This is a genomic window from Sulfitobacter sediminilitoris, from assembly GCF_010667575.1.
Classification (GTDB): Bacteria; Pseudomonadota; Alphaproteobacteria; order Rhodobacterales; family Rhodobacteraceae; genus Sulfitobacter; species Sulfitobacter sediminilitoris.
The window spans coordinates 340,398-352,506 of the sequence record NZ_JAABNT010000001.1; the positions used below are offsets into that span (position 1 = coordinate 340,398).

The window sequence follows — 12,109 nt, forward strand, 5'->3', positions numbered from 1 at the left end:
CCCATCCCTGATCTCGACACCCTCCTGCCGGAGCTTGACGCGGCCATGCGGGCCGACAGCGACTGGGGCGCGCCGGCAAGCTATATCCCGGAGCTCGCCCGCGTTGACCCTGCTCAGTTCGCCATCTCGGTGGTCACAGCCGACGGCAGGCTCCACACGGCGGGCAATGCCGAGACGCGGTTTTCCGTGCAATCGATTACCAAGGTCTTTACCCTTGCCATCGCCCTTGGGCGGTCGGGCGACCAGCTGTGGCAGCGTGTCGGGCGGGAGCCTTCCGGCCTTGCCTTCAACTCGATCATCCAGCTTGAGCAGGAACAGGGCCGCCCCCGCAACCCCTTCATCAACGCAGGTGCCATTGTCACGACGGACGAGGTGCTGTCAGGCCGTGCGCCCCGCGATGCGCTGGCCGAGATCGTGCAATTCATCCGGACGGCGGCGGGATCAGATGACATCCACATCAACGAAGCTGTCGCGGCCTCTGAAACCGCCCACGGCCACCGCAACTTTGCGCTGGCGCATTTTCTTGCGTCCTTTGACAACCTCAAGAACCCGCCCGAGATGACATTGGGGACCTATTTCCACCACTGCGCGCTTGAGATGACGACGACACAGCTTGCCATGGCGGGGCGCTTCCTGATGGGCAGCCCTGCCGGTCCGGGGCTGCTCTCAACCGCGCGGGTACGGCGCTTGAATGCCCTGATGCTGACCTGCGGTCACTACGATGGCTCGGGCGATTTCGCTTACCGTGTCGGTATCCCCGGCAAATCCGGTGTCGGTGGCGGGATCCTGGCAATCGTGCCGGGTCAGGCCTCCATCGCTGTCTGGTCACCGGGGCTGAACCACTATGGCAACAGTCTCAAGGGCACCGAAGCGCTTGCCATGCTCGCAAGCCGGATGAACTGGTCGATCTTCTAGGGACCGATTGCCCCGGACAGCAGCGTCTTCAACGGACCTTGAGCGTTGCCAGACCGATCATGGCAAGGATCAGAGAGATGATCCAGAACCGGATCACGATCTGCGGCTCGGCCCAGCCCTTTTTCTCATAGTGGTGGTGGATCGGTGCCATCAGGAAAACCCGCTTGCCGGTGCGCTTGAAATAGAGCACCTGAATGATCACCGAAAGCGCCTCGACCACGAAAAGACCGCCGACGACCGCCAGCACCAATTCGTGTTTCGTGGCCACCGCAATGGCCCCCAATGCCCCGCCCAGCGCCAAAGAACCGGTGTCACCCATGAAGACGGCGGCGGGCGGTGCGTTGTACCACAGGAACCCAAGCCCCCCTCCGAATAACCCGGCGGTAAAGATCAGAATTTCACCTGTTCCCGGTACGTAATGCACATCCAGATATTCGGTGAAGTCGACCCGGCCAACGGCATAGGCAATCACGCCAAGCGTCCCCGCCGCGATCATCACCGGCATGATGGCCAAGCCATCCAGACCATCGGTCAGGTTCACCGCGTTGGCCGCGCCGACAATGACGATGATCGCGAAAGGAACAAAGAAGTATCCCAAGTTGATCAGCGTATCCTTGAAGACAGGCAGCGCGAGCTGATATTGCAACCCATCGGGATGGTACTGCGCAGCCCAGTAACCGGCGATGCCGGAAATAACAAAACCCAGCAAAAGCCGTATCTTACCGGATACTCCTGATGAGGTCTGTTTGCTGACTTTTGCATAATCGTCCGCGAAACCGATGGCTGCAAAGCTCATCGTTACGAACAACACCAGCCAGACAAACGGGTTGTCCAGCCGCGCCCAGAGCAAGGTCGAGGTCAGCAAGGCACCCACGATCAAAAGCCCCCCCATCGTCGGCGTGCCTGCCTTGACGAAATGTCCTTCGGGGCCGTCATCGCGGATGGGTTGGCCCTTGCCCTGCCTGCGCCGCAGCACAGCGATCAGAGGCTTGCCAAAGAGAAACCCAAAGACCAACGCTGTCAGAAACGCCCCGCCCGCACGAAAGGTGATGTAACGGAAAAGGTTAAAAAAATCGCCGCCATCCGACAGCAGGGTCAACCAATAGAGCATTCAATGCGCACCTTATCATCATCTTGTGGGCCGCACCCCACTCTACATAGTCTCAACCGGATGGCCCATTTTGCGTATCGCGTCAACAATCAGACCCAGTTTCATCGAAAGAGAGCCCTTGGCGAGGACCACATCGCCACTGTCGAGTTTCTGGCGCAGACCGGCAACCATCTCATCCGAGGTTTCGGTCCATGCGCCGCGCTGGTGCTCTGGCAGGGCTTCATAAAGCGCCCGCATCAGAGGGCCCACACAATGTACCATGTCGATGTTTTTCATCGCCTCCAGATGCGCCAACCCTGCATGTAACGCTTCAGCGTCACCTCCCAACTCTTTCATATCACCCAGGAAAGCAATCCTGCGTCCCTTGCTGAGCCGACCAATGTCATTCGTCACCGCTGCAGCGGCCAGCACCTCTAGCGATGCCGCCATCGACGTCGGATTGGCGTTATAGCTGTCGTCGATCAGGTCCAACGCCAAATGTGTTTCCACCGGATCAAGCAGGATGCGTTCCCGCACACCGCGCCCCTTGTAGGGCGACCAGCGGCCCAGGGACTGCGCAGCCAGCGCCAGATCCCCCCCAAGTGCCTGAACGACGGCAAGGGCCCCCAGACCGTTCATCGCAAAATGCCGCCCTGGCGTCGCGATCTTGAACAGGAGCGGCGTTCCATCTGCGTCCGCCTGCACAACGGTCGTGTCATCCTGCACGTTCACATCAAGAAGCTTGAATTGAAACCCGTGCTCTCCGAATTCCAATTCTCTCAAACGCCGGTCCACGGCCTTGGCCATGAGGATCGCTGCATGTTCGATATCCGCATTGATCACCGCGACCCCACCGGGTTTCACCCCTTCAAAGATCGAAGCCTTTTCAACCGCGATACCGGCCACGTTTTCAAAGGCTTCAAGGTGTGCTGCGGCGACCGTGGTCACCATGGCGACATCCGGTTGGGCCGTGCGCGCCAACGGCGCGATTTCACCGGGGTGGTTCATGCCGATCTCGATAATGGCGAATTCGGTGTCTTTCGGCATCCGCGCAAGCGTCAGGGGCACACCCCAGTGATTGTTGTAGCTGGCCACGGACGCATGGGTACGCCCCTGATCCGACAGCATCGCGAGCAGCATTTCCTTGGTCGAGGTCTTGCCCACGCTCCCCGTCACTGCGGCGACCTTGGCCGCTGTGCGCGCCCGTGCGGCACGGCCCAAAGCCTCCAGCCCCGCAAGAACATCATCCACTATCAGCAGTGGCGCGTCTTCGGCCACGCCATCAGGTATGCGGCTGACCAATGCAGCGGCCGCGCCCTTTTCGAGGGCTTGTGCGACGAACTCATGCCCGTCGCGCACGTCTTTCAGCGCCACGAAAAGATCGCCCGGCTCCAGCGTGCGTGTATCAATCGACACGCCATTGCAGGCCCAATCCCCCACAGCCCGTCCACCCGTTGCTGCCGCGGCCTCTGCGCTTGTCCACAAACTCATGCCATTCTCCCGTCCAGAGCAGCCACGGCCACGCTCGCCTGTTCAGCATCGTCGAAAGGCAGGATATCGTCGCCGACAATCTGCCCTGTCTCATGCCCCTTGCCTGCGATCAGCAATGCGTCGCCGGGGCCAAGGGCGTCTACCCCCCGCAGGATCGCTTCGGCCCTGTCGCCCACCTCTGTGGCCTCTGGCGCACCTTCCAAGACAGCCGCCCGGATCACCGCCGGATCTTCGGAGCGGGGGTTGTCATCTGTCACGATCACCAAGTCGGCATTTTCGGACGCCGCCGCCCCCATTAGCGGCCGTTTGATCGGATCGCGGTCCCCGCCCGCGCCGACGATGGCCACCAGACGGCCCATCACATGCGGACGCATCGCCTTGAGCGCGGTTTGAACCGCGTCGGGCGTATGGGCGTAATCGACAAAGACTGCCGCCCCATTGTCACGCGTCGCGGCAAGCTGCATCCGGCCCCGCACCGTGGTCAAATGTGGCAGGGTATCGAACACCTCGGCCGGATCGGCACCGCAGGCGATGACCAGACCAGCGGCCAGCAGCACGTTTTCAGCCTGAAATCCGCCGATCAGCTCAAGCCGCTTCTGATAGGTCTTGCCGCGCCATTCAAAGCGCAGATCCTGCCCTGTCGCATCAAAGCGCTGCCCTGTGAGGTGCAGATCGCCACCATCGCGACTTACGGTGATCACCTCGCAGCCCCGTGCCTTGGCGATGGCGACCATATCAATTCCCTTGGGGTCATCGATATTGATCACGGCGGTCCCATCTTCAGGCAAGACACGGGCGAAAAGCCCTGCCTTGGCGTCGAAATACGCCTCGAAGGAGTCGTGATAATCAAGGTGGTCCTGGGTGAAGTTTGTAAACCCTGCGGCGCGCAACGTCACGCCATCAAGGCGGCGCTGGTCAAGCCCATGAGAAGACGCTTCCATCGCCGCATGGGTGATGCCGTATTCGGCTGCCTCCGCAAGCGCCCGGTGCAGGGTGATAGGTTCTGGCGTGGTATGGGCCAAGGGCGCGGTCCAGGCCCCTTCGACGCCCGTAGTACCAAGATTGACAGCCGGAAGGCCCATCTCGATCCAGATTTGCCGCACAAAGGTGGAAACCGACGTTTTGCCGTTCGTTCCGGTCACGGCGACGATGGTTTCGGGCTGTTTGCCGAACCAGAGCGCCGCGGTCAGCGCCAGCGCCTCGCGCGGGGCGTCCGTGATGACCAGAGCAACGTCAGAAGCCGCGATTTCCTCTGCCGCAATGCGTGCGCCCTCTGCGTCAGTAAGCACCGCAGCAGCGCCCATGCGCAGGGCATATTGAATGAATTCGCCCCCGTGTACCCGTGACCCCGGCATTGCGGCAAAGAGATATCCCTCTTTGACGTCGCGGCTGTCGACGGCCAGCCCGGTGATCTGCGGATTGGCCCCACCCCGTGCTGTCAGGCCAAGCGATGAAAGCGAAACGGTCCTGATGCTCATGGGGCGGTGTTCTTTTGTCAGTTGCTGCTGGTTAGCGTTATCACGGGCTCTTTGACAGGTTCAACAGTTGGTCGCACGCCCAAAAGCGGTGCAATGCGGCGGATCATCTCTGCGGCTACGGGAACGGCAGTCCACCCTGCAGTCCGGCGCGGCTTGTCCCCGGATGTCTCAACCGGTTCATCCAGTGTCACGATCAATACATATTTTGGATCATGCGCCGGGAAGATTGACGCGAAGGTGGCCAGCGTCTTGTCCTTGTAATACCCCCCTCTTGGCTTGGGTTTGTCCGCCGTGCCGGTCTTGCCACCGACATGATACCCGGGCACCTCACCAAAACTCGCGGTTCCTTTGGAAACCACCTTGCGCAGCATCGTGCGGGCGTCGCGCGCAGCGCGTTCGGACATCACGCGGGGGCCAAGTTTCGGACCTTCCTGCTTCAGCAGTGTAGGAGACACCCTGTACCCGCCGTTCGCGATGGCTGCATAGCCCGCAGCAAGGTGCATAGGCGAGGTTGAAAGACCATGCCCGTATGAAATGGTGACCGAGGAAAGATCGGTCCAGCGCTTGGGCAACAAGGGCTTGCCGCCTGCGGCCTCGACGATCTCGAACGGCGTGGCCTCAAAAAAGCCGAGCGATTTCAGAAACTCCTGCTGCCGCTTGATGCCGATCTGCAAAGCCATGCGGCCAGTACCCCGGTTGGAGGACTTCACGATAATATCTGCCACGGACAGCGTGCCGTAGTTCTTGCCCCGGAATTCACCGATCTTGAAACCACCCACTTTCATCGGCCCCTTGGTGTCGATCATCGTATCGGCATTGACCAGACCCAGTTCGATGGCCTGTGCCGCAGCGAAAATCTTGAAGACGGATCCCAACTCGTAAACGCCCTGTACGGAGCGGTTGAAAAGCGGGCTGTCGGAGGCGTCCCCTTCGGTCGCTGGACGTGGACGGTCATTGGGATCAAAGGTCGGCAGGGATACGACACTGACGACCTCGCCTGTCTTTACGTCCATCAGCACGGAAGTAGCGCCCTTGGCGTTCATCAGCTTCATGCCGCCCCAAAGCACGCGCTCTGCCGCGGCCTGAACGGTCAAGTCCAGCGACAGTTGCAGTGGTGTGTTCCCGTTGGCGGGATCACGCAGGTAATCGTCGAAATACTTTTCAACGCCTGCGACGCCAATGACTTCGGCGGCGTGCACCCCTTCCTTGCCGTAGCTTGCGCCGCCCAGAACATGCGCAGCCAGCGAGCCGTTGGGATAAAGGCGCATGTCGCGGGGCGCGAACAGCAAGCCGGGATCGCCGATATCATGGACGGCCTGCTTTTGTTCAGGCGATATTTTCTTTTTGATCCACAGAAACTTGCGCGTGCCGGTGAAATCCTTGATCAGCCTTTCCTCGTCAAGATCAGGAAAAACTTTGACCAGACCTTCGGCAGCGGCCACCGGGTCCACCATGTGTTTGGGTTGGGCGTACAGCGCGTGGGTGTCGAAGTTCGTCGCAAGGATATTGCCGTTACGGTCAACAATATCAGCGCGGCTTGCCGAAATGACTGCGCCTGGTGCATGGGCACGCGGCTCAACCGGTTCAGTGGTGGCCAGCAGCCCCATACGCGCCCCGACAACAGCAAAAGCGCAAAAGAAAAAAGCACCAAGGACAAACAACCGCCCCTCCGCCCTAAGCCGTGCGGAATCGCGCATTTGCTCATGCCGGATACGTTTGTTTTCGCGCTCAATGGCGTCGGGATTCTCGCCTTTTTGGCGGGCCTCAAGAATGCGTGCCAGAGGACGCAGGGGTGTGCGGATCATAGCGGGTCCTCCTTGGCTGCGGCACTTGAGACATCGACCGGGTCCGTAATGGGCAACAGCGGAGCTGGCGGATAAGCGACCTGATCAACCATGCCAAATTGGTCCGGATGCAACGGCAGCAGGCCAAGCCGTTCAAAGTTGATCTCGGCCAGATCGCGCAGACGTTCAGGGCGGTTCTGATAGGCCCATTCCGCTTTGAGCACCGCCAGACGCGAATGCGCGGCGCGGATGTTCTGGTGCAGCTTGTCGGCTTCGCCCAAGGCCTGCTGGGTCGCGTAATTTTCGCGATAGGCCCAAAAGGCCAGTCCAATCACGGCCAGCGAGGTCAGGATATAAAGGATCGCGCGCATCGTACTATCGTCCCTTGACCATCGGCATGCCGATGGATTTTGCGTCTATCTCGCCCGAAGGGGCGTCTGTTCTTATGGCAACGCGCAGCTTGGCTGACCGGCTGCGGGGGTTGTCCGCAAGTTCCTGCGCGTCCGGCCCGATGGCCTTGCGCTTTTCCACTTTGAACTGGGAGGCTTCACGGGTCGTTTCGGGCGCGAACCGATTGGGATTACCGCCACCACCGGACCGGGCCGTCAGGAAACGTTTGACCATGCGGTCCTCGACGGAATGAAAGGTCACTACGGCGAGTTTCCCACCGGGTTTCAGTGCACGCTCAGCAGCCATAAGCCCCTGAAACAACTCGTCATATTCATTATTCACGGCGATGCGCAGCGCCTGAAAGCTGCGGGTGGCAGGATGGCTCTGGCCCGGCTTGGCCCGGGGCAGACAGCCCTCGATGATATGCGCCAGCTGCAACGTGGTCTGAATGGGGGCCTCATCGCGCGCCCTGATGATGGCTTTGGCGATGCGCCGGCTGGCGCGCTCTTCGCCGAACTGGAAAAGGATGTTGGCGATCATCTCTTCCTCGGCCTCGTTCACGATATCCGCCGCTGACGGGCCTTCCTGGCTCATCCGCATATCCAAGGGACCGTCTTTCATGAAGGAAAATCCGCGCTCTGCCAGATCAAGCTGCATGGAGGACACCCCAAGATCGAGCACCACGCCATCGAGGTCCGTCGCGTATTCGTCCATCTTCGAGAACACGCCCTGCTGCATCACGATCCGGTCGCCGTAGGCACCGGCCCACTCTGCCGCCATCTCAAACGCCAGCGGGTCGCGGTCCACCGCGATCACCCGTTCAGCACCTGCATCAAGCAATGCTCGCGTATAGCCACCTGCGCCAAAAGTTCCGTCCAGCCAGATGCCCTCAACGGGGGCAATGGCAGCCAGCAACGGGCGCAGCAAGACAGGGATATGAGGAGCAGCAGAAGGGGATGTCGGGGCCGCAGCAGCCATCGTCTTTATTCCCCCGGAGGTCCGTCTAGGAAGGCCATCGGATCGAAATCCTCCGGTAGCTCATCCAGCCATTCTTCTTCTTTGGCGCGCTCAACCGTGTCGTAGGTCTCGGGCTTCCAGATCTGGAAGGTATCACCGGCGGCAATAAAGAAGGCTTCGTTCTCAAGCTCGATCTTCTGGCGGAGCTTGGCAGGCAGCACAAGGCGTCCGGTTTCATCCACGTTGGTCGGAAAGGACTGACCGTGAAACAGACGCTGGAGCATTTTTCGTTCCATGGAGCCGCGCGGCAGCGCGTCGATCTTGGCATCAACCTCGTCGATGGCTTCCATGGTATAGCATTCGAGGAATTGGCGACGCTTGTCGCCGTATACGATGACAAGTTCGGGGTTTTCGCCGGATTTCCAGTTCGGGTCGCCCGCCTCAAGCACACGCCGAAAAGAGGCCGGGATAGACACCCGCCCCTTTGCATCGACCTTGTGGTGGCTTTCGCCTCTGAACCTGCGGCTCACTGTCCCGTCCTGCCTGCGCCTAATGCGCTGTTATTCTGTCGCGCCCCCGCGAAATCCCCCGGTGAGTGGTAGATACGGAAACGGCGGATTGATCTGCTGCCACTGATCAATCCGCCGCCCTCATCCCGCATCTGCGGGGAAGTCCGACTGCGCGCGCCACCTGGGGGGATGTCTGCTCGCCCGCGCGCCGGATCTCTTGGTCTGATGAAAGCGAGGTGCCTGTATGAAACCTGCTAGGTTTTATTTTTATTTGGGGTCGTTTGGTGCCCCGTGTCCCGTTCTCATCCGATGCACTAGGGATGCCATGGGAAATCATGGGCGTCTACAATTTTTTTCAATTTTATCCCCTATATTTGGTTCTACACAGGGGCAAAAAACAAGATTTGGTATGGGTTACCGTAAGATTAGTAGCACAAATTGATCAATATTCTCAAAAATACACAATATATAGCGCGATCAGCCTTTGCCCCCAATTTTCCCATTAATTCCCAAAAAATTTCGTCCACCAAGTTATCCACACCCGATGTTCTTATCCTGTTCTCAACTTGAATCGGAATTTTACCCAAGATTCAAACAGAAATTGAAAAAAGCGATTCGTTTCTGGCGGATTTCAGCGCAAGCTTTCGGACCTTCCTACAGCTTTTCCCATCAATTCCCGCGCCACGTCCCATGGTTTCCCGCGTTCTGTCTTGATTGAGCGTTCTCAGCGGCAGCACCTTGCGTCTCGTGACCCAAGTTGCCACAACAGCCCTAATAAGACACGGGAGACACAGATGAACACCGCAATGGCAATTTTGGCCCACGCGTTGCGTATGCTGGTCTTTGAGGTTTCAACCACGCTGCGTGTGCTGATGCCCGCGCTGTTACTCGTGCTCGGTGCCAGCCTGGGCATCGCTCTCTTTGCCCCCGACATCATCACAATGCTTGAGGCACCTCCTGAAGTGATGGCCCCGCCCGCCCCTGCCAGCGCGTTGGCATTCGTACTGCTGGCCGCTGTGGCACTGGTCGGTTATGCGCTGATGGCAATTCTTTGGCACCGACATGTGCTGCTGAACGGCGCAGAACGACCCGACGACCTGCGACCCAATGCGTCCATTTTCTTTGGCTACTTGTGGCGGGCCATCGTGGTGGGTTTTGTTCAAATGCTTGCTGCCATTCCCGTCGCCTTGGCGATGGGAGTATTGGGGGCCATACTTGTTCAGGGTAATCCCTCCGGGATTGCGGCCACGCTTATCGGTCTTGCGGGAAGTGTCATCTTTATCTGGATCGCGATGCGCTTCAGCGTCGTACTTCCTGCGGCTGCACTTGGACAAAAAATGCCGGTACGCGACAGCTGGGAGCTGACCAAGCCGATCGGAAACGAGCTTTGGGGGCTGGCCCTGCTGCTGACCGGGTTGAACATGTGTGTTTATCTACTGGGTGAGGTGCTGGTTCCCAATCAGGGGATAATCGCAATTCTGGCGCAGACAGTCATCTTCATCGTGGAAGGCCTGATCTTTATCTCCGTTCTGACAACTCTCTACGGCCATCTGGCCGAAGGGCGGTCACTGGGGCAATAGCATCAGGCCATGCCACCGTCGATCAGACCTTTGGCAATCCTGGCATAAGCCTCGGCCATTTGCCCATCGCCCGCCGCAACTGGTGTGCCACCATCGCCCGCCAGCCGGGTTTCAAGGTCAATCGGCAGCACCCCCAACAGCGGCACGCCCATCTTTTCCGCCTCTGCGGCAACCCCGCCCTGCCCGAATATCTGATGCTCAGAACCGCAGTCAGGACAGACGAACATCGACATATTCTCAATCAGCCCCAGAACCGGGGTTTTCAATGTCTTGAACATGTCCAGCGCCTTGCGCGCATCGATCAGGGCAACGTCCTGCGGCGTGCTCACGACAATAGCACCGGTCAACTCCGACTTGGTACAAAGTGTCAGTTGCACGTCTCCGGTACCCGGCGGCAGGTCAACCAGAAGAACATCCAGTTCGCCCCACTCGACCTGACCCAGCATCTGCTGCAGCGCCCCCATGAGCATTGGCCCACGCCAGACCACCGCCTTGCCCTCTTCCATCATAAAGCCAATGGACATGAGCGTGACGCCATGGGCATGCAGGGGGATGATGGTTTTCCCGTCCGGTGACGCAGGCCGCTTGTTCACCCCCATCATGCGCGGCTGACTGGGACCGTATATATCTGCGTCCAGCAATCCCACCTTGCGGCCCTGCCGCGCAAGCGCCACCGCAAGGTTTGAGCTGACCGTGGATTTGCCCACACCACCCTTGCCGGATCCGATTGCAAGGATGCGCTGGACACCGCTTGGCTTGGTCGGCCCCTCTTGTGGCTTTGGGTGCCCCCCCACCTTCAAACTGGGCGGAGCGGCGGGTTTCGCGGCAGGGCCATGCGCGGTCAACGCGACGGTCGCCTGTGTGACACCCGGCAAGTCTGCCACGACCTTTTCAGCCGCATCGCGCAGCGGTCCCATCTGGCGCGCCACATCTGCATTGGGGGCTTCGATCACGAAGCGCACCACGCCACCCTCAACGGTAAGCGCACGGATCAGATCATGCTCTAGCACGTTGCGTCCGTCGGGCAGGTTGACCCGTGCCAATGCGTTCTCGATCTCTGCTTTGGTGACCGACATGTAATTTCCTCCACTAGCTGTACCCCAAATGACAGGTCCTACCGCCCGTTCAAGGGGGCGCGGCCTTTTGCCCAATTCTTGGGCGGGCTGCACAGGAAAAGACCACACACACCATGTTTTTGCTGCATGGCAGCATTGCAAACAAAACGATTGTGCAGGTGCAGAAAAAGGGCAAATATGAAGACATTGAAAGGACGCGAGTTCTTTCACTTAGAACGACCAGGCCGGTTCATCCTCCTCCCGAAACGGTCTGTTATTGGCGGCGACATCTTCCTCCTCCCTGATGTCGCCGCCCTTTTCTTCTCCAGCCTCCTGAAAATGCTGCCAACCACAGGCGCCAATGTTTCTATTTCTAAAACAATAGGTTGTCGCAGCGTCACGCATGCAGCCACTGCATAACGGCTTTGCCCCCCTGTGCGTTGTAAGCCTGACTTAAAGGCGTAAGTACCACTCGAACGAATTGACGAAGAACAAAGTTGAGAGGCGCCATCATGGCCTATATGAACACAACATCCGCTGCCGGGAACACTTTCACGGCACGCATCGCATCCGCATTCCATACCCTGGCGACACGTATCAAAGAGCGCCGCCTGTACCGTCAGACATTTGAAGGGCTCAACGCGCTGAGCAACCGTGAGCTGGACGATCTCGGCCTGTCACGGTCCGAACTGCGCTACATCGCCAAGGAATCAGCGCACAACGCCGTGCGCTAAACCAGATCGGACGTGTCGCTCCTCCCTGCGAGACGTCTGAGCCATGCAGGCCAAGGCATCTTCCTCCTCCCTGAGGCCGGACGCCTGCGTGAGACTGACCCGAAGCCGATCCTCCCTTGACGCTTC

The 12,109-nt window shown here is 59.4% G+C and carries 12 protein-coding genes; 3 read left to right on the plus strand and 9 right to left on the minus strand.

Going from position 1 to position 12,109, the window contains the following annotated elements:
- The first annotated feature begins 3 nt into the window (after positions 1-3).
- Complete coding sequence (locus GV827_RS01685) at positions 4-915, plus strand: glutaminase (RefSeq protein ID WP_386334148.1); 912 nt, start codon at positions 4-6, stop codon at positions 913-915.
- 28 nt (positions 916-943) lie between these two features.
- Here GV827_RS01685 and mraY read toward each other — a convergent pair whose 3' ends face one another.
- The 7 genes from mraY to mraZ are packed head-to-tail and all read right to left on the minus strand — an operon-like array spanning position 944 to position 8,635.
- Positions 944-2,026, minus strand: a complete 1,083-nt coding sequence (gene mraY / locus GV827_RS01690) for a phospho-N-acetylmuramoyl-pentapeptide-transferase (RefSeq protein WP_164351954.1) — start codon at positions 2,024-2,026, stop codon at positions 944-946.
- Positions 2,027-2,068: 42 nt separating this feature from the next.
- Positions 2,069-3,496, minus strand: coding sequence for a UDP-N-acetylmuramoyl-tripeptide--D-alanyl-D-alanine ligase (locus GV827_RS01695; RefSeq protein ID WP_164351955.1), 1,428 nt, complete (start codon positions 3,494-3,496; stop codon positions 2,069-2,071).
- Complete coding sequence (locus tag GV827_RS01700; protein ID WP_164351956.1) at positions 3,493-4,974, minus strand: UDP-N-acetylmuramoyl-L-alanyl-D-glutamate--2,6-diaminopimelate ligase; 1,482 nt, start codon at positions 4,972-4,974, stop codon at positions 3,493-3,495. Before GV827_RS01700 ends, GV827_RS01695 begins: the two co-directional genes overlap by 4 nt.
- Before the next feature lie 17 nt (positions 4,975-4,991).
- Positions 4,992-6,779 carry a peptidoglycan D,D-transpeptidase FtsI family protein gene (locus GV827_RS01705; protein ID WP_164351957.1) on the minus strand — a complete coding sequence of 596 codons (1,788 nt, stop codon included), beginning with the start codon at positions 6,777-6,779 and terminating at the stop codon, positions 4,992-4,994.
- Positions 6,776-7,129, minus strand: a complete 354-nt coding sequence (ftsL, locus tag GV827_RS01710; protein ID WP_164351958.1) for a cell division protein FtsL — start codon at positions 7,127-7,129, stop codon at positions 6,776-6,778. The genes GV827_RS01705 and ftsL overlap by 4 nt, the downstream gene beginning before the upstream one ends.
- A gap of 4 nt (positions 7,130-7,133) precedes the next feature.
- Positions 7,134-8,126: a 16S rRNA (cytosine(1402)-N(4))-methyltransferase RsmH gene (gene rsmH, locus GV827_RS01715; protein ID WP_164351959.1), complete on the minus strand. Its 993-nt coding sequence runs from the start codon at positions 8,124-8,126 to the stop codon at positions 7,134-7,136.
- A gap of 5 nt (positions 8,127-8,131) precedes the next feature.
- Positions 8,132-8,635 (minus strand): division/cell wall cluster transcriptional repressor MraZ, encoded by a 504-nt coding sequence (mraZ, locus tag GV827_RS01720; RefSeq protein WP_164351960.1) that lies wholly within the window; start codon positions 8,633-8,635, stop codon positions 8,132-8,134.
- A 773-nt stretch (positions 8,636-9,408) separates the two neighbouring features.
- Between mraZ and GV827_RS01725 the strand changes: the two genes are divergently transcribed.
- Positions 9,409-10,194 (plus strand): hypothetical protein, encoded by a 786-nt coding sequence (locus GV827_RS01725; RefSeq protein ID WP_164351961.1) that lies wholly within the window; start codon positions 9,409-9,411, stop codon positions 10,192-10,194.
- A 2-nt stretch (positions 10,195-10,196) separates the two neighbouring features.
- Here GV827_RS01725 and GV827_RS01730 read toward each other — a convergent pair whose 3' ends face one another.
- Positions 10,197-11,270: an Mrp/NBP35 family ATP-binding protein gene (locus tag GV827_RS01730; RefSeq protein WP_164351962.1), complete on the minus strand. Its 1,074-nt coding sequence runs from the start codon at positions 11,268-11,270 to the stop codon at positions 10,197-10,199.
- Positions 11,271-11,480: 210 nt separating this feature from the next.
- Positions 11,481-11,654 carry a hypothetical protein gene (locus tag GV827_RS01735; protein WP_164351963.1) on the minus strand — a complete coding sequence of 58 codons (174 nt, stop codon included), beginning with the start codon at positions 11,652-11,654 and terminating at the stop codon, positions 11,481-11,483.
- A gap of 107 nt (positions 11,655-11,761) precedes the next feature.
- On the opposite strand from GV827_RS01735, the gene GV827_RS01740 reads away from it, so the two are divergent.
- The gene (locus tag GV827_RS01740; protein WP_164351964.1) at positions 11,762-11,983 is read left to right on the plus strand and encodes a DUF1127 domain-containing protein; all 222 of its coding nucleotides are present in this window, start codon (positions 11,762-11,764) and stop codon (positions 11,981-11,983) included.
- The last annotated feature ends 126 nt before the right edge of the window (positions 11,984-12,109 follow it).